This is a genomic window from Sporosarcina cyprini, from assembly GCF_022048975.1.
GTDB classification, from domain to species: domain Bacteria; phylum Bacillota; class Bacilli; order Bacillales_A; family Planococcaceae; genus Sporosarcina; species Sporosarcina cyprini.
In genome coordinates, this window is the sequence record NZ_JAKMHX010000019.1 from 62,609 (window position 1) to 83,078 (window position 20,470).

The 20,470-nt window shown below is 46.6% G+C and carries 22 protein-coding genes; 18 read left to right on the forward strand and 4 right to left on the reverse strand.

The window, feature by feature from the left end; translation table 11 throughout:
* Positions 1–79: 79 nt before the first annotated feature.
* Entirely contained in the window at positions 80–532 is a 453-nt protein-coding gene (locus L7D49_RS06950; protein WP_238080119.1) for a GNAT family N-acetyltransferase, read from the reverse strand.
* 510 nt (positions 533–1,042) lie between these two features.
* Between L7D49_RS06950 and L7D49_RS06955 the strand changes: the two genes are divergently transcribed.
* Both L7D49_RS06955 and L7D49_RS06960 read left to right on the forward strand, forming a co-directional pair.
* Entirely contained in the window at positions 1,043–2,932 is a 1,890-nt protein-coding gene (locus tag L7D49_RS06955) for a DUF2207 domain-containing protein (protein WP_238080120.1), read from the forward strand.
* 109 nt (positions 2,933–3,041) lie between these two features.
* Positions 3,042–3,263, forward strand: coding sequence for a WYL domain-containing protein (locus L7D49_RS06960; RefSeq protein WP_238080121.1), 222 nt, complete (start codon positions 3,042–3,044; stop codon positions 3,261–3,263).
* Positions 3,264–3,318: 55 nt separating this feature from the next.
* Here the strand turns inward: L7D49_RS06960 and L7D49_RS06965 are convergent, their stop codons facing one another.
* Positions 3,319–3,654, reverse strand: coding sequence for an MGMT family protein (locus tag L7D49_RS06965; RefSeq protein ID WP_238080122.1), 336 nt, complete (start codon positions 3,652–3,654; stop codon positions 3,319–3,321).
* A gap of 80 nt (positions 3,655–3,734) precedes the next feature.
* Between L7D49_RS06965 and L7D49_RS06970 the strand changes: the two genes are divergently transcribed.
* The gene (locus L7D49_RS06970; RefSeq protein ID WP_238080123.1) at positions 3,735–4,280 is read left to right on the forward strand and encodes a hypothetical protein; all 546 of its coding nucleotides are present in this window, start codon (positions 3,735–3,737) and stop codon (positions 4,278–4,280) included.
* A gap of 93 nt (positions 4,281–4,373) precedes the next feature.
* On the opposite strand, the gene L7D49_RS06975 is transcribed toward L7D49_RS06970, so the two are convergent.
* Positions 4,374–5,039, reverse strand: a complete 666-nt coding sequence (locus L7D49_RS06975) for a phosphatase PAP2 family protein (RefSeq protein WP_238080124.1) — start codon at positions 5,037–5,039, stop codon at positions 4,374–4,376.
* An 85-nt stretch (positions 5,040–5,124) separates the two neighbouring features.
* Here L7D49_RS06975 and L7D49_RS06980 point away from each other — a divergent pair, with 85 nt between their 5' ends.
* The 11 genes from L7D49_RS06980 (at position 5,125) to L7D49_RS07030 (ending at position 15,971) form a co-directional block, all read left to right on the forward strand.
* Complete coding sequence (locus L7D49_RS06980) at positions 5,125–5,703, forward strand: glycerol-3-phosphate acyltransferase (protein ID WP_238080125.1); 579 nt, start codon at positions 5,125–5,127, stop codon at positions 5,701–5,703.
* A gap of 26 nt (positions 5,704–5,729) precedes the next feature.
* Positions 5,730–6,056 (forward strand): bacillithiol system redox-active protein YtxJ, encoded by a 327-nt coding sequence (gene ytxJ / locus L7D49_RS06985; protein ID WP_238080126.1) that lies wholly within the window; start codon positions 5,730–5,732, stop codon positions 6,054–6,056.
* Between the two features lie 157 nt (positions 6,057–6,213).
* Positions 6,214–6,957: a 3-oxoacyl-ACP reductase FabG gene (gene fabG / locus L7D49_RS06990; RefSeq protein ID WP_238080127.1), complete on the forward strand. Its 744-nt coding sequence runs from the start codon at positions 6,214–6,216 to the stop codon at positions 6,955–6,957.
* A 137-nt stretch (positions 6,958–7,094) separates the two neighbouring features.
* Entirely contained in the window at positions 7,095–8,147 is a 1,053-nt protein-coding gene (desA, locus tag L7D49_RS06995; protein WP_238080128.1) for a Delta(5) desaturase DesA, read from the forward strand.
* Positions 8,148–8,269: 122 nt separating this feature from the next.
* Positions 8,270–9,406, forward strand: a complete 1,137-nt coding sequence (locus L7D49_RS07000) for a sensor histidine kinase (protein WP_238080129.1) — start codon at positions 8,270–8,272, stop codon at positions 9,404–9,406.
* Complete coding sequence (locus L7D49_RS07005; protein ID WP_238080130.1) at positions 9,403–10,014, forward strand: response regulator transcription factor; 612 nt, start codon at positions 9,403–9,405, stop codon at positions 10,012–10,014. Before L7D49_RS07000 ends, L7D49_RS07005 begins: the two co-directional genes overlap by 4 nt.
* Before the next feature lie 463 nt (positions 10,015–10,477).
* Positions 10,478–11,749, forward strand: coding sequence for a kynureninase (gene kynU / locus L7D49_RS07010; RefSeq protein WP_238080131.1), 1,272 nt, complete (start codon positions 10,478–10,480; stop codon positions 11,747–11,749).
* A complete protein-coding gene (kynB, locus tag L7D49_RS07015; RefSeq protein ID WP_238080132.1) occupies positions 11,746–12,378 on the forward strand; it encodes an arylformamidase in 633 nt (210 codons plus the stop codon). Before kynU ends, kynB begins: the two co-directional genes overlap by 4 nt.
* The gene (gene kynA, locus L7D49_RS07020; protein WP_238080133.1) at positions 12,375–13,193 is read left to right on the forward strand and encodes a tryptophan 2,3-dioxygenase; all 819 of its coding nucleotides are present in this window, start codon (positions 12,375–12,377) and stop codon (positions 13,191–13,193) included. Before kynB ends, kynA begins: the two co-directional genes overlap by 4 nt.
* A gap of 559 nt (positions 13,194–13,752) precedes the next feature.
* Positions 13,753–14,613 carry a D-alanyl-D-alanine carboxypeptidase family protein gene (locus tag L7D49_RS07025; RefSeq protein ID WP_238080134.1) on the forward strand — a complete coding sequence of 287 codons (861 nt, stop codon included), beginning with the start codon at positions 13,753–13,755 and terminating at the stop codon, positions 14,611–14,613.
* A gap of 44 nt (positions 14,614–14,657) precedes the next feature.
* On the forward strand, positions 14,658–15,971 hold the full coding sequence (locus tag L7D49_RS07030; protein WP_238080135.1) for a D-serine ammonia-lyase: 1,314 nt from the start codon (positions 14,658–14,660) through the stop codon (positions 15,969–15,971).
* Positions 15,972–16,260: 289 nt separating this feature from the next.
* On the opposite strand, the gene L7D49_RS07035 is transcribed toward L7D49_RS07030, so the two are convergent.
* Positions 16,261–17,160 carry a DNA-3-methyladenine glycosylase family protein gene (locus L7D49_RS07035; RefSeq protein WP_272493171.1) on the reverse strand — a complete coding sequence of 300 codons (900 nt, stop codon included), beginning with the start codon at positions 17,158–17,160 and terminating at the stop codon, positions 16,261–16,263.
* 86 nt (positions 17,161–17,246) lie between these two features.
* Here L7D49_RS07035 and L7D49_RS07040 point away from each other — a divergent pair, with 86 nt between their 5' ends.
* The 4 genes from L7D49_RS07040 (at position 17,247) to L7D49_RS07055 (ending at position 20,435) form a co-directional block, all read left to right on the forward strand.
* Positions 17,247–17,771: a methylated-DNA--[protein]-cysteine S-methyltransferase gene (locus tag L7D49_RS07040; RefSeq protein WP_238080137.1), complete on the forward strand. Its 525-nt coding sequence runs from the start codon at positions 17,247–17,249 to the stop codon at positions 17,769–17,771.
* 32 nt (positions 17,772–17,803) lie between these two features.
* Positions 17,804–18,079: a hypothetical protein gene (locus L7D49_RS07045; RefSeq protein ID WP_238080138.1), complete on the forward strand. Its 276-nt coding sequence runs from the start codon at positions 17,804–17,806 to the stop codon at positions 18,077–18,079.
* Positions 18,080–18,144: 65 nt separating this feature from the next.
* Positions 18,145–18,996 (forward strand): dimethylarginine dimethylaminohydrolase family protein, encoded by an 852-nt coding sequence (locus tag L7D49_RS07050; RefSeq protein WP_238080139.1) that lies wholly within the window; start codon positions 18,145–18,147, stop codon positions 18,994–18,996.
* A gap of 84 nt (positions 18,997–19,080) precedes the next feature.
* A protein-coding gene (locus L7D49_RS07055; RefSeq protein ID WP_238080140.1) for an IS3 family transposase occupies positions 19,081–20,435 on the forward strand; the annotation gives its coding sequence in 2 pieces (ribosomal slippage) (positions 19,081–19,534 and positions 19,534–20,435; 1,356 coding nt in all).
* The last annotated feature ends 35 nt before the right edge of the window (positions 20,436–20,470 follow it).

Genomic DNA, 20,470 nt, shown 5'->3' on the forward strand with positions numbered 1-20,470 from the left:
CTGCTCTTCCGTCAAAATGGGATGGAGCAAAAAGCAGCCAGTCAGCAAAGTGATAGGCGGGAGCTTGGTTGCCCGCCTGTCACTTTCTTTGTAACTGCCACTTCAGCAGTCCATTCTTGCTTGCGGCCCGTTCCATTTGTAACTTCTCCAGCACACGGATGGAAGCCAAATTCTCGGCATGGCATTCGGCGATGATTTGCTTGACGGCTGGCGATGAAAAAGCCCACTGGATCACAGCTTGAACTGCTTCCGTTGCAAAGCCTTTCCCTTGTGCTGTCGGCACAATACCATAACCTGCCTCCACGCACCCCTTTACGTCAGGGCTTCCTTTGAAGCCAATATCCCCGATGACCTCGCCCGTCTTTTTGCACGTGACAAACCACGCGCCCCATCCCAACAGAGAAGGATCCTCGCGTAACGCTGTTAGATGCTCATAGATATGCAGCCTCATATCATATCCGGCAAGTGACGCCTCTGCAACCGACTCTTCGGTACAAGCCGCCAGAAGCAATCGCTCCGTTTCAATCTGCATTTCATTCCCTCCCCAATAAAAAAGTCATTACACGCAAGCATGTAACGACCGGTCTCTTCTTATTTATGATTAGCAAACGTCCGCACAAGACCGAACAACGTACCTGCTAAGATGAAAGCAAACAGCGTGTACATAATAAATAGGAACCACATGAAGACTCACTCCTTTTCATCAATATCCTACTGACCATTGTACCATTCCCTGTCAGGCGTGGCAACGCCATCCCTAGGGGAGTTGTGGCGGAAGTGTGGAGGAGAACTATCCGGTGAAATTGACGTGGATGGGTTGATTATCCTAGGTGATGGGTTACGTCAGGAAGTGAGCGATAAACTTTTTGAAAAAGAATTTTTCCCAAATGTCGATAATTGCTTTACACGTCAATTGTTTTTAATGTTTGGCTAGCCAGAAGAAGACAAAACGTAAGTTTTACGTCTATCTTTTTGGAATAACACGTAAAGGTGAAACTTTTGCTTCTACGACCCGTATGTTCGAGAAGGAGGTGTGGAGCTGGTGGTGAATTGGAGAGCTGTTTTTCTAATAGGTTTGATAATTGTGTTATTTCAGCCTGGCAACGCGCATGCGAAATCATATTCCATTGACCGGGTGCAAATCAAAGGGTGGGTCCAGCCAAATGGGGATATGGTTGTGAATGAAGTATTCACCTATACGTTAGACGGTTCATTTTCAACGTTGGAACGATCCTTTCCAGATCGCCATGTCCATCAGATAGAGTCATTTGAGGCCTACTGGATTAAAGGCAATAACCCGGCGGTAGGAGAAATTGACAAAACGACGCTGGTTCCAATGGAAACGACAAAGAAAAATGAAACGATGGTCACCTCCTTAGAGAATCAAAAGGATACGATGAATGTCCTTTATGTATACATAATGAAAAAAGCCGTTGTTTCGTATGAGAGCTACAGTTCATTAGATATCACATACTTTGAAAATGGAAAAAATCATAATAAAGACTTGCACGATGTGTCCATAACATATGTTTTGCCGGAAGCAGTCGGCGACCGAGATATCCATGGCGCCCTAACAGCCGTAACGATCAACACACCCAAAGTATATGAAGATGGCATCATTTTTAGTGTTCCTGTCTCCAAGGCACGCACGCTGACGGAAACGAAGGTTCTTTATGCATCTGCCATTATGACGGAGCAATTTAAGCTACCGGACCCGCAATCTTTCAAATCAGCTATTCAGTCTCAAACGAAGTGGCAGGCAAACATCGAACAACGGGAGGAGTCCATCTCATCACTTATCACGATAGCCAATTGGATGATGATCTTGCTCGTTCTAGCCTCTCTTGTCATTCTGATGATGCGCCAGAAGGTGATTGGATGGAAAATGGACTGGGAAAAGCTGCTACACGTGGATCCACTGTATCTCTTCTTTATTCATACGAACGGAAATCCGCAGCGAAAAAGTATTTTGGCTGGTCTGTTTTCACTTGTAGAGAAGGGCAGGGTGCAGATGGTGACAGAGCCTTCGGCAGAAAGATTCAGGGAACGCAAGGATATGCCGTCTGAAACTCTCGCTTTTTATGTAAATCCAACCACCGAGCCGATTGCGCCAGTTGAACAACGGCTCATCAATTTTTTATTCAAGACGGGCATGAGCCGGAGGAAATTCCACTTGCATGACATAGGTTCGTTAAGCGCTATAAAAGGAAAGCGACACAGCAATCAATCTATAATACGTTTTGATGCAAAAAGGAGAGAGTGGGAGTGGGAAGTGGTTAAGTTGTTGGAAGAGGCAGGTGCCCTGACGACAAAATGGCCGAATTACCTGAAACGGAGTTTGCTCATTTGCGGCGGCCTGTTTTTCAGCTTAGTAAGCTGGATGGCGCTTGATAGCTATTGGTATACAATCATTGCTATCGTCCTAACAGCCATTCCTCTTTGGACATTCTGGAAAAGCCCATTAGAGCGCATACCGCCAATCTTCTATTTTGCCACAATGGCTATTTTCATTTACACGCTGCCGTTTTATCACATGCGCATGGCCTGTTTTGCTTTGCTAGCCGCAATGGCACTCCTTTTTTACATGACACCATTCCACATAGTGGGTTCGTGGAGAGCGCTGCGGTATAAATGGGGAGTCAACTATTTCAGGTATTGGTCAATGAATCCTCCTCCCAATTGGTCAAATGACGATATCGAACGATATGAACGGCGTATGTATTTGGTAAAGCCGATCATTTCCCGCGTTCGCCCTTTTACGACTTGGCCGATATTATCAACTGATCCGCTCTCGTTCCTGCCGATCGAGCACCATGCATGGGGGCAGGATGAAAGCTGGTTGGGTGGGGGAAGCAACCATAGTTCTGTGGGGGATACTTCCACAAGTGGTGGCAGTGGTGGCGGAGACGGGGGAGGAGCGGGAGCAGAGTAAAGTTACGCCAACTCGTGACGGACTCCCTCGTGATAATGGAGACGCCAATTGCATTATCGCCACTGTTCGCATATAATGAGAACAAATGTTCCTTTCGGGAGGTTGTTGTATGCGAAATGAATTGCTCAAATTGTGCGAGCGCCACGAATTGGCGGATATGATTTACATGCGTGCGGATGGTCAGCTCACAAAGCGCCGTGTTGAAATCCTTTCAATCGGGGTGAATACGTTCATCGCCTATTGTTTTTTGCGCAAGGAGAGGCGCATGTTCAAAATTGATCGTGTGCTCTCGGTACAGCGTGTGCTCTATAGGGAGTCTGCGGCAATGTAAACTGGTCCGTCATTTGCCTGTTAAAGAAGGCCGGCAGAACAGGGCTAGCATTCCTTTACCGCCATTCCTCTTCTTCGATTTCAGGAAACCAGCGATAGATTGACAGGTCGATTTTACCGTTCTCATTGAACTGGACGCCTTCCGATTGAAGCAGCTCCTGTTGCCTGTTGCCTTTATCTTCCCGGTCTGTCGGCGTTGAAATGCCGCCTTGTGCGTTGATGACTCGATGCCAGGGCAATTGGTGTTTTGCACTCATGGAATGCAGCACCCGAACCACTTGCCTGGCGCCCCTTGGATTTCCGGCACAGGCGGCTACTTGTCCGTATGACATCACCCGCCCTGCCGGTATGCCCGATATGATGGTGACGACTTTCTCTGTAAAAGGATTCATCTGAATTCCCTCCATTCTGAAACTATTTTCTTTTCTGTATCGTACAGTAGGTAAGAAATAAAACACAAGAGGTGGAACAGATGGGATCCTTTTTCAAACAGCGCAGCATTATTGGGAATATGATTAAAATTGCTGGTATCGTCGTCATGGGATGGGGTGTCATACAAGCAATCGTCTTCCTGGCAACTTCCTCAGGAATGGGAGACCAGTTCTTCAATGAATTTGGGGAAGCTGTTTATGTAGGCAGTTCAATCAGCGGCATAGCCCTTTACGGTTTCATCGGCATTATTGCGACGCATGTCCTTTATGGCCTTCTGATTATCGGGTTCGGGGAAGTGATAGATCTATTACAGGATATCTATTTCAGACTAGACCCTCAAGCGAAGCAGGCGTGGGATCAAAAGCAGGAAGAGCGACAAAAATTACGAAACGAAGTCCCTCTTTGGGTAGAAAAGGATATTACAGCTTACTATAAGAAGAAAGAGGAAACTGTCGAGTCGGTTCAAAGCACGAGCAATCGGGATGTCTATGAAGTGAAAGTGAACGGCCGAGTGGATTACGTGGAGATGAGTGGATTTGATCCGCGCGTGCTGTCGGAAGAAGAAGCGAAGAAGTATGAAGGCTAAAAGGCAGTTTTGCTAGATCAAACCTTGGCGGCATTCCATATACTAGCAAGACGAAAGAATTTCTGCCGCCCATAAAAAAAGTAACCGCCCACTTTATGCAGTGGACGGTTTCGAACTTTTTGCTGTACGGTCCTGATAGTAGCCGTAGACGGAAATGGATACAATGAGCCAAAATGCGCTTGCTGCCATCCCGCCTGCCACATCACTCGGATAGTGGACGCCGAGATAGATGCGGCTGATTGCGATCGATAACGCCATGATGATGGCGAATAGAATGGATGCTATTCTGCTAAAGGCCGATTTGGTATGGCGCCAGACAATGTACGCAATAATGGCGTATAAGCTGAACGACATCATCGTGTGGCCGCTCGGAAAACTATAGCCTCCAATTTCGATCAGTCGATGGATCTCTGGCCGCTCCCGCTTAAATATCATTTTCAGCACTTGATTCAGTACACCGGTACCGAGCATAACGGTGAGGTAAAGATAGGCCTGCATGCGCTCTTTCATGATGTAAAAGAGGAGAATAAAGCCTGCAGCAATCAGGAGCAGAACGACGGTAGTGGAGCCTATCCATGTAAATGCCTTCATGATGGGTGTTAGCCAACTATTTTCCCATCCCTGTACGATTGAAATGATCGTATCATCGAATTGGAAGATGGTCGCCTTACTAATCCCCCGGGCAATGAATGCAAATATGCCTCCGAATACTAGGCAGAGCAAAAAGGCTGCTGCCATTCGGGTAAAGAGTATTTTCAAGGGGTTACACCTCAGTTCCATAACGTATTGTTCATACATAATAACAAACGCATCTGACAATGAAAAGTTCGAAAGAAGGTCTGTCATGATTGTTGTAATTCTGATCATTGGCGCGTATTTGCTTGGCACCATACTTACCGCAACATGGATTGGCAAGATATTTGGCCGCAATATTCGGATCGAAGGAAGTGGCAATCCGGGAGCTCGTAATGCGGGCCGTGTGCTTGGGAAGCGGGCCTTTGTCCTTGTTTTCCTCGGGGATGCCTTAAAAGGGGCCATTCCCGTTGCAGCCGCCAAGTGGCTGGATTGCGGAACGGCCGTTGAATTAGCAGTTCTTCTCGCGGCCATGCTAGGACATATATTACCGGTATTTTATAAATTTCGCGGCGGGCAGGGGATCTCCACATACATTGGCGGTCTGCTCATGTTCTACCCGCCTTTGTTCGCCGGTTTCGCAATCGTGTTTCTGCTAGTGTATCCATTTATCCGCAGCTTTACCTTGGCAGGATTCGCCGCGATAGTAGCCGTGCCGTTTCTATCCTGCTTGTTTCCGTTTAGCTATGTAGTGCCCGTATTGTTAGGCTGCCTTTCCGCGCTTCTTATTTTAGCGCATCAGAAAGATCTAATGTTTAGAATGGCCAATAGGACGGGAAAAAATAATTAATTGAAGAGATGGAGGAGAGGAAGAAAATGAAAGAAATTCATTCGACTGATGAATGGGCCGACGTGAGGGATGCCTCTAAAGGAGGAGCCGTGTTCCTTCTTAAGCATAGCTCTACATGTCCAGTCAGTGCAGCTGGTTTCAGGGAATTCGAGAGATTCGATACCTCTATTCCGAAATACTTTGTCACCGTTCAAACAGCCCGTTCTGTATCCAATGACATTGAATTGGCTACTGGCATACGTCACGAAACCCCTCAGCTTTTATTGTTCGTCGATGGCCAAGCGGTTTGGAATGCCAGTCATTATTCAATTACCCGTTCGAAAATCCAGTCGGCGGTTGAAGCATACGTGTAAGGGTGAGATAGAAGCAGGCGCTCATTTGAGACCTGCTTTTTTTCATAGGAAAACTACATAGTAAAGGGAATAGGCTTGGGTTTCATGTGTGGGTTAGCTTTGCAATATGATAGAATATGAATAAATAAAAAATAATAATTGGGGAAAGAGGGATTTAATGGAGCGTTTAAAGGGGAAAACGGCTGTCCTGACGGGAGGGGCAAAAGGAATCGGCGCAGTTGCTGCCCGCCTGTTTGGTAAAGAAGGAGCCCAAGTGGCTATTTTGGATTATGACGAGAAAGCCGGAGAAGAGAGGGCCCGTCAATTGCATGGCGAAGGAATTGAAGTGGCCTTCTTTCCAGTGGACGTGGCGGATGGGGAAGCTGTACAGGCTGTGGCCGCACAGGTGCTGTCTCACTTTGGCAAAGTAGATATTCTCGTGAATAACGCCGGCATCACAAAAGATGCATTACTGGTCAAAATGGATCCTGCAGACTTTCAGCGTGTTCTCGATGTGAATATGACAGGCGTTTTTCATTGCACACAAGCTTTCTTGCCTCCTATGCTGGCGCAAGGAAAAGGCAAGATCATTAATACATCCTCCATCGCAGGGACAGGCGGCAATGTCGGTCAGACAAATTACGCTGCGTCGAAAGCCGGCGTCATTGGCATGACGAGGACATGGGCGAAAGAATACGGGCGGAAGGGCATTAATGTAAATGCCGTTGCACCGGGTTTTATTGAAACGGAAATGATTCATACGATCCCGGAGAAGGTAATGGAACAAATTCGACTGATGACACCATTTACCCGTTTAGGAAAGCCTGAAGATATTGCAAATGCCTATCTATTCTTAGCTTCGGACGAGGCGGATTTTGTGAATGGAACTGTGCTGGAAGTAGACGGCGGCATGTTGAAATAAGAATTAGTTTGTGAATTAATTCACAAAAAATGATAGTTGTCATATGAAAAGTCATTACATTTATGTCTTCTGCCAATGCTCATTTCATTTTACGATGGTAGTATCAAAAAACTTCCGATTTGAGGAGGATACGTACTATGAGTAAAGAGAAGACTAAGCAGTTGCATAAAGATGTGGCTCCTTTTGCTAAATCAGACTTGAAGAAAAGTGTCATTCAGTTGATCAATACCGTTCCGCCAATATTTATCCTTTGGTTTCTTGCCTACCAAAGCTTATCTGTTTCCATCTGGCTTACCTTTGCGATTGCCGTCGTAGCTGCTGGATTTGTTGTGCGAACGTTCATCATCTTCCACGATTGCACGCACGGTTCATTTTTCAGGAATAAAAAAGCGAATGATATCGTCGGCACGATTACAGGCGTGCTCACTTTATTTCCTTATGAACAATGGAAGCGCGAGCATGCGATCCACCATGCTTCCAGCTCGAATTTGGATAAGCGCGGAGTCGGCGACATCTGGGTGCTGACAATTCAGGAATACTTGGAAGCATCTAAATGGACCCGTTTTGCGTATCGGTTTTATCGCAATCCATTAGTTATGTTCGGTTTGGGGCCACTTTATTTAGTCTTAATTTCAAGCCGCTTCAACCGGAAGGACGCACGCCGGAAAGAACGAATGAATACGTATTTGACAAACGCAATTCTTGTGGCTGTTTATGCATTGATGATTTGGCTTGTCGGGTGGCAAGCGTTTCTAATCGTGCAAGGTTCGATTATGTTTGTTGCGGCAGCACTCGGCATTTGGCTGTTCTATATTCAGCATACATTCGAGGATTCCTATTTCGAGGAAGAATCGGAATGGGATTATGTGAAAGCGGCTGTTGAAGGAAGCTCGTATTATAAACTTCCAAAAGTGTTGCAATGGGCAACAGGAAATATCGGTTTCCACCATGTGCATCACTTGGCGCCGCGCGTGCCGAATTACAACTTGGAATTGGCGCACGAATCCACACCGCCACTTCAAAGGGCGACGACCATTACGATTCGAACGAGCTTAGAATCATTACGCTATAAGTTATATGACCCTGAGAATAAAACGTTCGTCACTTTCAAAGAAGTGAAAGATCGGGTGAAGCGTACAGCGATGTCACTTGATTTAAAACCGAAACGCACGAGTTTCGACAGCAAGTAAAGAGCCGCCGCCTCCTCATAGGGGCGGTTGTTTTCATAAGGACGCCAGTATCTTTCAGTGTTTTTGTGGACGGACAGGTTCGTGCGGTATACTGAAGTTACAAATGAAGTGAGGTGCAGCTTATGCAGAAATGGTATACGATCTTTCCGAGAAACCCGTGGCTCAGTATTTACGCATGGGTCATCTTTTGCCTGCTGCCGTTCTTCTTCATCTTCCGCGTCACGAATCTGCTCAGTGTGATTATCGGAATCAGCCTATTGTTGCTGTTTTTCTTGTCCTATTTCTTTTCCTTTAAATCAAAATCCGGACTGGTCTACATGTGGCTCAGCTTTGAAATGGTGATCAATATTGTGATGACGCTGCTTTTTGGCTACGTGTACTTCTCCATTTTCACTGCGTTTTTCATAGGCAATATCCGCCGGCCGGTCGGATTTTTCATCATGTACGGCCTACATATCTTTTTCACAATTGGTGCGATTGTCGCTGGATTCTTCATTGACATCCATTTGTTTTTGCCGCAAGTGCATTTCATAATCGTCACGGTGATCGGAGTTATTTTATTACCATTCAATTTGTATCACAGAGGAAAAAAAGAGAACTTAGAAGATCAGCTGGAGGATGCGAAAGAGCGAATTTCCGAATTGGTTTTATTGGAAGAGAGAGAAAGAATTGCGCGCGATTTGCATGATACTCTCGGTCAGAAACTGTCCATGATCGGTTTGAAAAGTGATTTGGCTCGAAGGCTGATCACCCGAAATCCGGAAGAGGCCGAAAAGGAATTGAATGACATCCGGCATACGGCAAGCATTGCACTAAAAGAAGTGCGTGAATTGGTGGCGGGCATCCGGGCAACTAAGCTGCAGGACGAATTAATCCGAGTCAGACAAATCATCAAAGCCGCTGAAATGGAGTGTCGGATTGAGGGCGAGAATCAGCTGGGCGAACTTCCGGTCATCTTGGAAAACGTTTTGAGCATGTGCTTGAAGGAAGCGGTGACAAACATCGTGAAGCATAGTGGCGCTACGGCGTGTCTCATACTTTTTGAACGGCGCCTGAATGAATTTCGGATAATCGTCCAGGACAACGGAACTGGGCTGAACCGGAAGACAGGAGAAATGACTGGCAGCGGGCTACGCGGCATGGCGGAACGCTTGGAATTCGTAAATGGAAGTTTGTCTGTGGAAGTGGAAGAGGGCACGACGTTGACGATCCGTGTGCCGCTTGTCATCACTCATCAGGAAGGGGAGAAATCGGAATGATACGTATTGTCATTGCGGAGGACCAGGGAATGATGTTAGGGGCGCTCGGTTCCCTGCTGAACATGGAAGAGGATATGGAAGTGGTCGGCATGGCGAAAAACGGGGAAGAGGCAGTCGCTCTCGTCAACGCTCACGATCCGGACATCTGCATTATGGATATTGAAATGCCGGTGCAAACAGGGTTGGACGCCGCAGAGATGCTGCGCGGGAAAGATTGTAAAATTATCATTTTGACGACCTTCGCGCGCGCCGGCTATTTTGAGCGGGCCCGAAAAGCTGAAGTGCGGGGCTATTTGCTGAAAGACAGCCCGATCGAAGAACTTGTCTCTTCCATCCATGCCATCATGGCCGGCCGTCGGATCTATGCCCCCGAGCTCGTCGACATTGCTTATGGCGATGACGACGACACAGAAAATCCGCTTACCGAACGCGAAAGCCAAGTGCTCGGCCTTGTGGCGGAGGGCAAAACGACAAAAGAAATTGCCGGCGAACTGTACTTGACGCCAGGCACTGTCCGCAACTACATCTCGACCATTCTCGATAAACTCGGTGTCGGTAACCGAATCGAAGCCATTTCCCGCTTCAAGGAAAAAGGCTGGTTCAAATGACTGACTAGACTGAGAAGACCCCATCACCACTCCAGCCTGTAGGCAAGGGAGTGGTTTTTTGTTTGTGGTAATGCTGTAGTCTGGAGAATGGCGCTGCTTCCTATTGTTGCAATACTAGTGCCTTGAGCTTTGCTACTTGCCACAATAAATGAATTGAGCACTCTTTCGATGGATACGAGCACTTCCCACATACAATCGAGGACTCTTTTAAATATACGAGCACTATCCTGGCTTTACGAGCACTTGTCCCGCACTTATGAGCAGTTATCTGGATATACGAGCAGTCTTTGTAATATATGAGCACTCGTGCTAATAAGGTACTGGTCGCCTTTCAATCAATTGCTCCCAGCTCGTCAACAACCCATCATGTCTGACCTGCTATCCAATATGATTTTCAACTTGCCTTTCCCTCTACCGTGCCGGATATGCTATTCTTCTAGTAAGGTGAGAAAGGGGATTGGGTATGGAGACAATGACTTTAGCTTATGCGAGAACGTTAGATGAGCAAGACGGTCTTGCTGCTTATAAAGAGGAGTTTTATTTGCTGCCGCATGCGATTTACATGGATGGGAATTCGCTTGGTTTGCTGTCCAAGCGGGCGGAGCGGACGTTGCATGCGCTGCTGGATTCGTGGAAAACGCTCGGGATTGATGGCTGGACGGAGGGGGGGCATCCGTGGTTTTATTTGTCTGAACAGGTGGGTGCAAAGATGGCGCCGCTTGTAGGCGGGAAGCCGGAGGAGACGGTTGCGACGGGCTCGACGACAACCAATCTGCATCAGCTGGTTTCGACGTTTTACAAGCCTGCAGGCAAGAAGACGAAGATTCTTGCGGATGAGTTGAATTTTCCTTCTGATATTTATGCGCTTCAGAGTCAATTGCGGCTGAAGGGGTATGACCCGGATGTGCATTTGATCCGGGTGAAGAGTCCGGACGGCAGGATGCTGCGGGAAGAGGATATTATCGCTGCTATGACGGAAGAAGTAGCGCTCGTTGTTCTCCCTGCGGTGCTGTATCGCAGCGGCCAGATTCTCGATATGGAAAAGCTGATGAAAGCAGCCCATGAGCGAAGCATTCCAATTGGTTTTGATCTGTGCCACTCCGTCGGTTCGGTCGAGCATGCTCTTCATGAGTGGGGAACGGATTTCGCTTTCTGGTGTACATACAAACATTTAAACGGCGGTCCGGGATCCGTTGGTGGCCTGTTCATTCATGAAAAGCATTTTGGCACGCTGCCGGGATTAGCGGGTTGGTTCGGTTCCAAAAAGGAATCGCAATTCGACATGGAGCATACGATGGATCCCGCGGAGCATGCAGGCGCTTTTCAAATCGGCACACCCCATGTGCTTAGCCTCGCTCCGCTGCTCGGTTCTCTTACGCTATTTGAGGAAGTGGGCATGCCTGCGATCCGCCAGAAATCGCTTCAATTGACGTCTTATATGCTGGAATTAATTCGGCATGAACTGGCGCCATATGAATTCACCATCGGCAATCCGACTGATAATTCGCGGGGAGGCCATGTATTGCTGGAACATGCCGAAGCAGCCCGCATTTGCAAGGCACTTAAAAAGGATGGCGTCATTCCGGACTTCAGGGCGCCAAATGGCATCCGCCTTGCACCAGTGGCGCTTTACAATTCGTTTGAAGATGTTTGGCATACGGTGCAAAAGCTGAAAGTCATCATGGAAGAAAAACAATACGAACAATTTGAGAATAAAAGGGGAGTCGTTGCATGACAGAGAAATGGATCGATATTTCGCAACCGCTTCATAATGGCATTGCAGAATGGCCGGGAGACACGCCGTTCACCTATGAAGTGCGTTTTATTAAAGAGTTTACTGGTTCCGTCAACATTGGCAAGTTGACTACGAGTACTCATATGGGGACGCATATTGACGCCCCTTTCCATTACGATGATGAGGGGGCAAAGGTGGATGAGCTCCCGATCGATGTGTATATCGGGAAAGCCAGGGTTATTGATGTGACCGGCCTTGAAAGCGTCGGCCGTTCGGATCTTGAGGCCATCGACTTTGGCGGTGCAAGTCGGATTTTATTGAAAACGGGAAGCCGTCCGAGTCCGGATGTGTTTCCGGATACCTACACAATATTGCGTGCGGATATCGGCCCGTTGCTGCAAGAGCGGGGCGTCAAGCTGATCGGTGTCGACACGCCATCTGTCGATCCGGAACCGAGCAAGACGCTGGACGCTCATCATTCTCTCCATGCTAACGGCGTTTTGATTTTAGAGAACATTGTGCTGGACGAAGTGGAGCCAGGTGATTATGAATTAATCGCTTTGCCCCTCCCGCTTCAAGGTGCCGATGGAAGCCCGGTCCGTGCTGTCGTAAGGAAGTGGCGCGCATGACGGAAAAAGGGATTCATACCGATTTTAAAGAAAATATGACGTATGGAGAGTACCTTCGTCTCGATAAAGTGTTATCGAGTCAGGAGCGCTTATCCGGCCATCATGATGAAATGCTGTTCATCGTCATTCACCAAGTGAGCGAACTTTGGATGAAGCTTATACTGCATGAGTTGAATACGGCGATTGAATCGATTGAGCGTGATGAGCTGCCGGAAGCGTTCAAAATGCTGGCGCGCGTCTCCCGCGTCCAATCGCAAATTATTCAAGCATGGGACGTACTGGCGACATTGACGCCTGCTGAATATATGGAATTTCGCGAAAGTCTCGGCCGTGCATCAGGCTTCCAGTCCTATCAGAATCGGCTGATCGAATTCGCATTGGGCTTCAAACAGCCACATATCTTGAAAATCTATGAGAAGGATCCAGAACTCGCCCGAGAGTTAACGGCAGCTTACCAGGCTCCAGGGATTTACGACGTGGCCATCCGAGCTTTGGCGCGCGCCGGTTTCTCAATCAATCCAGAATTGCTGGATCGCGATTACTCGGTTACTTATCAAGGGGATCCGACCGTAGCGGATGCCTGGCTGCAAGTGTACCGGGACGTGGACACTCACTGGGATCTGTACCAGTTAGCTGAAAAGCTCGTTGATATTGAAGACAGCCACCAGCAATGGCGTTTCCGCCACATGAAAACCGTAGAGCGGATTATCGGTTTCAAGACAGGAACTGGCGGTTCGTCGGGTGTCAGTTATTTAAAGCAGATGCTGGAACACCAATTCTTCCCCGAACTCTGGGATGTGCGGACCAAACTTTAATGAAAAAAGCTGTCTCCCCGTTATCGAGGAGGCAGCTTTTTTATTATAGAAATTCGTAAAGGTGCTAGCCTTTCATTACTTTTTCAAACTGCCCTTCCTAGTTCTTATAAGAGGACGAGCTGGCAATGAACTTGCCGAATTTTAAGAGCTTCGACCGTAGGAACCCCTCCTCGAACCGTTTCAGCTCATTGCCCCACTCTGGGAATACCATTAATGCATGAGATTTGCCTGTTCCTGGACAGGTATCGGCAATCCTTCGTATTCATTGAGCTGAGCATCCTTCCTTTCTGTCTGATTTCCTTTCAAGAAAGAACATCTGTATACAATGAAATATGCATCACCTTCCCACAGTAGACCAAAAACGGTCGTACGAGTTTGTCCTCAGGGTTCCCTGAGTTTGAAGTGTCATTACTCTTACAGTATTCCGAGGCGATCTTTGAGGTGTGTGCGGTTGATAGAGGGGGAATTTGCTTATCTTAAGAAATTCTTCAGAATGGCGATGCATAATTCTTCATGATTAGCAGGGATGATAGAAGTAAATGAACATGGGGGATGTCTTATGAAAAAATTACTGGCGCTGGTAACGATCATTTTACTGGCTTTCCTTTACTTCCAAAAAGAACAAACGGCGAAAGAAGAGAGGCCTGGTGTCGGGGCGAAAGCGGCCATTGTAGTAGATGTCGAGACAAATAAGATTTTATTTGAAATGAATAGCAAAGAGTCTTTACCGATCGCGAGCATGTCTAAGATGATGACACAATATATCGTGCTGGATGCCATTAAAAGCGGGCGCATTAATTGGGACACGCTTTATCAACCATCTGTGGAAGTCTTCCAAAAGACTGCGGATCCGCAAATGGTGACGCTTGGCATGTCTTCATCTAATACATATTCCGTTCAAGAGTTATTTACGGCGATGACCGTCCTTTCGGCTAATGATGCGGCGATTGCTCTGGCGGAAGCGGTAAGCGGATCTGAAGATGCGTTTGTTGAGGTGATGAATGCCAAGGCCGAAGAATTTGGTTTGCGATCCGCTCATTTCGTTAACGCAACCGGTCTGGATGAAGAGGAGACGAATAGAGCATCGGCGAGAGATGTGGCTGCGCTCGCACAGTTATTGATTAAAGATCATCCAGAAGTGCTGGACTATTCAAACATGACTGATTTCACGACGAGAGATGGAGTCGTGCGCTGGAATACGAATATTATGCTTCCGGGGATGCCGCTTGCGATGAATGGAATCGATGGGTTGAAAACAGGTTACACAGAAGGAGCAGGCTCCTGTTTTGCGAGTACGGGCGTATTTGACGGCAGACGAATTGTTACCGTCGTAATGGGGGCTGTGGAGGATCGGGATGAAAGCGGCCCGTCCCGGTTCGATGTGACACGGCAATTAATTGATGAGTACGTCTTGAAATAAGCCATGCTATACTAGGGAAAAATAATCTAGCAGGCGGTGTTAGGATGAACGAAATACAACGTGCACAATTAATAAAAACGTATCCACTGATTCAGGAACTAATCGGGGAAAAAGAAGTGTTATGGCTAAATCCGGAGAACGGCCCGGCTCAACAAGGGATCACGCAATCCGGTATCTCTGACGCTGCAGTGCAGGAAGCGAGCGACCGTTTAAAGCGATTTGCTCCGTATATTGCGAAGGTGTTTCCAGAAACAGCTCCCGCTCAAGGAATCATTGAGTCCCCGTTAACCGAGATTTCAGCGATGGCAAAATCACTTGGAGATGCCTACGGGTGTAGCATTCCAGGCAAGCTGTATTTGAAAGAAGACAATGCATTGCCTATTTCAGGATCAATCAAGGCACGTGGCGGTATTTATGAAGTGCTGAAGCATGCGGAAACAATTGCGCTTGATAAAGGATTGATTACAGAAGGAGACAGCTATAGTAAATTTGATGAACCAGAACTGCGTAATGAGCTGGCCAAACATAAGATTGCGGTCGGATCAACAGGTAATCTCGGTCTCAGTATCGGAATTATGAGTGCGAAGCTTGGGTTCAATGTTACGGTCCATATGTCAGCGGATGCGAAGCAGTGGAAGAAGGATATGCTGAGGGAAAAGGGAGTATCGGTAGTCGAGTATGCTGACGATTACAGCAAGGCGGTTGAGGAAGGGCGCAAGCAGGCGGAAGCCGATCCGCTATGTCATTTTGTCGATGATGAGAATTCCATTGATCTATTCCTCGGGTATGCAGTAGCTGGAGAACGGGTAGCCGCTCAACTGAAAGAGCAAGGCATTCAAGTGGACAAGGATCACCCGCTATTCGTCTATTTGCCGTGCGGTGTCGGCGGGGGTCCGGGCGGTGTCGCGTTTGGATTGAAAAAGGCATTCGGAGACCATGTCCATTGCTTCTTTGCCGAGCCGACCCATTCCCCTTGCATGCTGCTCGGCATGATGACTGGATTGCATGAGGAAATTGCTGTGAATGATATCGGGCTAGATAATAAAACAGTAGCAGATGGCCTTGCAGTAGGAAGACCATCCGGTTTTGTCGGGAAGACGATGGCACCTCTTATCGAAGGGTGCTACACAATAGCAGATCAGACGATGTTCCGGCTCCTCACCGTGCTTGCCGATTCGGAAGGAATCCGTCTTGAGCCTTCTGCATTGGCCGGCATGACAGGTCCAATGCAAACGATTTCCGATGCAGTACAAGATGCCGATCATCCCAATGCAACACATCTCGTTTGGGCAACGGGCGGCGGCATGGTGCCAGAAAGCGAAATGGCTCATTACTATGGGATTGGTAAAGAACTATAGGCAGAGAGAAGGGAACTCCGGGAAATGGAGTTCCCTTTCGATTTATTTCCCGGGAAATCGACAGAGAAATGCAATTATTTCCCTTCGTTATTAGTTGGGAAAGCTTGTTAAATCAATATTTCAGCGGTATATTGCCGTGGAATCTCAATTGCGGGAAATAAATAATTTCCACGATAAAGAGTGAATGCTCCCTAAATACATCGAATGATGAGGTATGGGAAATCTACTTATTAAACTTCGCTGTCTCCAGGTATTTTCGACTGGCAATAAATCACCTTAATATTCCGCTTCAATACAAAAACCGCCACAAATAGAACGTGGCATAGGATTCCCAATCAGCCCACGGTACAGCGAGACGCAATAGCTCCTCGCGGCTTGGCTTTTCATCCAAGTTATCAAGATACTTAATGGCATTTAGCAGTCCGACATCTGCGAGCGGAAACGCATTCGGCGAGCGAAGGCAGCGCATGAGCACGTAATTCGCGGTCCAAGGACCAATTCCACGCACAGAAGTTAACATTTTCTCAGCTTCCTTATAAGAACCCGCCGCTTGCACAACTTCTTTGGAAAGTGTCCCTTCGACAATCAGTCGGGCCACCCCAATTAGATATTCACTTTTCCGCTGTGTCATTTGTAAAGGGACCAACTCTTCTACTGACAGTGCTGCAATCGTTTCGGGTGTAGGAAAAAGCCAATAGCGCTTGCCTTCCCATTCGATAGAAGATCCGAAAGTCTCGACGAATCGGCGTTTGAGTGTAAAAGCGAAAGCCAGATTGATTTGCTGGCCGATTATGCCCCAGCTGACCGCTTCAAAAAAATCAGGGATGCCCATATTGCGCAAGCCGTAAAATTGCTCTATGGCCTTTGACAAATAGCGATCTTCCTGTGCCATCGCATAGAATGGACGCAAATCGGTTTCTAAGTCGAACCAGTCTGTTACATAATGCTGCACTTTCTGAAGTGTCGCATCGTCCGCTGCTCCCCATATTTGGACGAGCAAGCCATCAGCTCCAGCATCGCTGATGTCAATGAAAACCGGTGCTTCTCCAGGAATAGAAAGTGCCCGCCGAATATGGCTATCTTCCACTTCATACATGCATTCATTTCCCGCATCGATCAAGTACTTCATATTTTGATCGAAACTGAATTCTGATGGAACCGGGATTTGAATTTTGTCATATCGCTCCATGCCCATTCCTCCTCTTTATTTATTTGTAACATAGATAGGACAGGATGTATTAGATATAATGAAAAAAGAGCGGAGGAGGAAGCGGGATGGATATTTATTGGACAGACTTCAGGCATCGAGACTGGCAATTGATAATAGCGGCTACGGATAAAGGGATTTGTTATATCAGTCCCAATCAATCAACGTTTGGGGAGCTGAACGAATGGCAGAAGAAGAGGCTGCCACAAGCAGTTTTACATGAAAACCCGGAGAAGCTCGCCCCCTGGACGCAGGAGCTTGCCGCCTACATGGACGGTTCCTTGAAAAAGTTTTCTATGCCTGTTGATCTTCATGGAACGGCCTTTCAGCAAGATGTCTGGAATGCATTACAGCAAATTCCTTACGGATCCACGAAGAATTATGCTGAAATTGCAGAGTTGATTGGAAAGCCAAATGCAGTGAGAGCTGTTGGCGGAGCAATCGGCGCCAATCCGATCTTGATTGCTGTTCCGTGCCATCGCGTGATCGGCAAAAACGGCAAATTGACTGGATTTCGCGGAGGACTGGAGATGAAAGAATGCCTGCTAACACTAGAGGAAGCGAGCGGATTGCCGAGTATGGCCGAGGCATGACTTGGCAACGATGAAAGGGAGGAGGGAGATGGATGGATCAATGGAAGGGGAATGCCCCGAAATTTTCACCTCAGCGAATCATACGGTCCAATGATACATTCGCGGTCACATTGAGCGAAGAAATGTTAGATTATTTGCAGGTGATCTTGGGTGAAACGGTAGAAGTGGAAATGAAGGATTCTGAATTAGTCATCCGGAAAATACGGAATTCAGGCACATCCGGTTTGGCTTCAAGCGAGCTGATGCCGCCATTTGCAGAACCTATTTCAGATTATCCGCTCATGTCCGACCAGGAAAAGGGTTCTTAACCATGTTTGCTGCCAGTAACGAAAGGGAAAGGAAAGAAAGACTTTAGTTACTGGAGGCATATGTAGTGGAAGCTCATGTAAATAAACAAATTCAAACGAAATGTGATACAGAATATGATCGATTATGCCGAGTGATCCTTTGCCAGCCAAAATTTATGGCAATTGAAGAGGCTATCAACGAAGTACAAAAGGTATACGAAGCAGAAGAAATCAATCAACATCGTGCCATGAGGCAGCATGCCGAGTTTGAAAAGCTACTGAAGGAACATGGAGTGGATGTGATCAAGCTTCCTGCTTCTCCTGAATATCCAGAACAAGTATTTACACGTGATATCGGTTTTACAATAGGAGAAACGATATTTGTAGCAGAACTTGCAACGGACATCCGTAAAGGTGAAGAAACCATTCTGGAAGATTGGCTGACAGCGCAAAACATTCCATATCAGGTAACAACGAGCCGTGTAGAAGGCGGAGATGTCATTGTCGATCGGGATACCGTTTACATTGGCATAAGCAGCCGGACATCCGAAGAAGCGGTCAAGCAATTGGAGCAGAAACTGTCTGGCTACGACATAAAAAAGATTCCGTTCAATGAGAAGTATTTGCACCTCGATTGTGTATTCAATATTGTATCACCTGAAAAAGCTCTTATTTTTCCTCCGGCATTTGATCCGGAGACGGTGAAGGAACTTGCGGCTTCGTATGAACTGATCGAAGTGAATGCGGAGGAACAGTTCACAATGGGGACGAACGTGCTCTCCATTGGAAACGGAAAAGTGTTCAGCTTGCCCCAGAATAAAGAGGTAAATGCCGCTTTGCGGAAACACGGATTTAACGTCATCGAAATCGATTTTTCGGAGATCATCAAATCGGGTGGTTCCTTTAGATGCTGCTCGATGCCAGTGGAACGAAAGTAATATATCGATTTTTGACAGAACCTCACATGTGAACTGCACCCCAATTGTTAGACACCATCTAATAATTGGAGGTGCAGTTTTTCTATGGCTAAATTTACTGTAGAAGATAAGTTACATGCAGTTAATCGTTATTTAAATGGCAGGGAAAGTTCACATGAAATAGCCAAGTCTTTGCAGACAGATAATAAAGCAATCCTTAAGTGGGTCAAACAATACGAATATCATGGTGCCGAAGCTTTTATTAAGTCTTGTACAACTTACACACAACAGTTTAAACTGGACGTACTCAATTACATGATTGAACAGGGCACATCCTTAAATGAAACTGCGGCTATTTTTAAGATCCCTTCCCCTTCTACAATTTTAGTTTGGAGGAAACAGTTGGAGACACAAGGAGTGGATGCCCTTCAATCAAAGAAAAAGGGGCGTCCATCCGTGAAAAAGGAATCCAATCAACAACATAAACCTGCACCGGTTAAAGGGTCTACTGAGGCGCTTGAAGCTCGTATTAAACAACTAGAAATGGAAAACACGTATTTAAAAAAGTTGAATGCCTTAGTTCAAAACAAGGAAAAATCACCAAAAAAGACAAAGCGCAAGTAGTCTTTGAACTAAGGCATGCATATCCGGTAAAGTTACTCGTGAAGCTCGCTGGTATTCCACGGAGTACGTATTATCATTTGGTGGCACGTCTGAATCAGCCAGATCCAGACGCAGATATAAAGGCAGAAATTAAGTCGATTTATGAAGAACACGAAGGACGTTATGGCTATCGTCGTATCCGTGATGAGCTTGCCAATCGTGGACGAAAGGTGAATCATAAGAAGGTTCAGCGCATCATGAGAGAGTTAGGTTTAAAGTGCTTGGTCCGTATGAAAAAATATAAATCTTATAAAGGGACGGTTGGTAAAATCGCGCCTAATAATTTAGAACGCAACTTTACTGCAGATGCCCCAAACGAAAAATGGGTCACCGACATTACGGAATTTAAGCTGTTTGGGGAAAAACTTTATTTATCACCTGTATTGGATTTGTTTAACGGTGAGATCATTACCTATACCATTGGTTCAAGACCAACGTATTCACTTGTTTCCGATATGTTGGAGAAGGCTTTGGAACGCTTGCCGGAGGACCACCAGCTACTAATGCATTCGGATCAAGGTTGGCATTATCAAATGAAGCAATATCGTCACGCACTTGAGTCTAGGGGGATTGTGCAAAGTATGTCCCGCAAGGGAAACTGTTACGACAATTCTGTGATGGAAAATTTCTTTGGCATTATGAAATCCGAGTTCCTCTATTTAAAGGAATTTGAAAGTGTAGAACATTTCAAAATAGAACTGGAAAGATACATCAATTACTATAATACAAAACGGTTGAAGGCAAAATTAAAAATGAGTCCGGTGCAATACCGAACTCATTTTACCCAAGCTGCCTGAAGTAATACCGTGTCTAACTTTTAGGGGTCACTTCA

Coding starts and splice junctions, on each gene's coding strand:
- L7D49_RS07025 (WP_238080134.1), top strand. CDS start 13,753: ATGAAAAAATTACTGGCGCTGGTAACGATCATTTTACTGGCTTTCCTT.
- L7D49_RS06950 (WP_238080119.1), bottom strand. CDS start 532: ATGCAGATTGAAACGGAGCGATTGCTTCTGGCGGCTTGTACCGAAGAG.
- ytxJ (WP_238080126.1), top strand. CDS start 5,730: ATGAAAGAAATTCATTCGACTGATGAATGGGCCGACGTGAGGGATGCC.
- L7D49_RS07045 (WP_238080138.1), top strand. CDS start 17,804: ATGGATCAATGGAAGGGGAATGCCCCGAAATTTTCACCTCAGCGAATC.
- L7D49_RS06980 (WP_238080125.1), top strand. CDS start 5,125: ATGATTGTTGTAATTCTGATCATTGGCGCGTATTTGCTTGGCACCATA.
- fabG (WP_238080127.1), top strand. CDS start 6,214: ATGGAGCGTTTAAAGGGGAAAACGGCTGTCCTGACGGGAGGGGCAAAA.
- L7D49_RS07040 (WP_238080137.1), top strand. CDS start 17,247: ATGGATATTTATTGGACAGACTTCAGGCATCGAGACTGGCAATTGATA.
- L7D49_RS07030 (WP_238080135.1), top strand. CDS start 14,658: ATGAACGAAATACAACGTGCACAATTAATAAAAACGTATCCACTGATT.
- kynA (WP_238080133.1), top strand. CDS start 12,375: ATGACGGAAAAAGGGATTCATACCGATTTTAAAGAAAATATGACGTAT.
- L7D49_RS06970 (WP_238080123.1), top strand. CDS start 3,735: ATGGGATCCTTTTTCAAACAGCGCAGCATTATTGGGAATATGATTAAA.
- L7D49_RS07005 (WP_238080130.1), top strand. CDS start 9,403: ATGATACGTATTGTCATTGCGGAGGACCAGGGAATGATGTTAGGGGCG.
- kynU (WP_238080131.1), top strand. CDS start 10,478: ATGGAGACAATGACTTTAGCTTATGCGAGAACGTTAGATGAGCAAGAC.
- desA (WP_238080128.1), top strand. CDS start 7,095: ATGAGTAAAGAGAAGACTAAGCAGTTGCATAAAGATGTGGCTCCTTTT.
- L7D49_RS07035 (WP_272493171.1), bottom strand. CDS start 17,160: ATGGAGCGATATGACAAAATTCAAATCCCGGTTCCATCAGAATTCAGT.
- kynB (WP_238080132.1), top strand. CDS start 11,746: ATGACAGAGAAATGGATCGATATTTCGCAACCGCTTCATAATGGCATT.
- L7D49_RS06960 (WP_238080121.1), top strand. CDS start 3,042: ATGCGAAATGAATTGCTCAAATTGTGCGAGCGCCACGAATTGGCGGAT.
- L7D49_RS07000 (WP_238080129.1), top strand. CDS start 8,270: ATGCAGAAATGGTATACGATCTTTCCGAGAAACCCGTGGCTCAGTATT.
- L7D49_RS06965 (WP_238080122.1), bottom strand. CDS start 3,654: ATGAATCCTTTTACAGAGAAAGTCGTCACCATCATATCGGGCATACCG.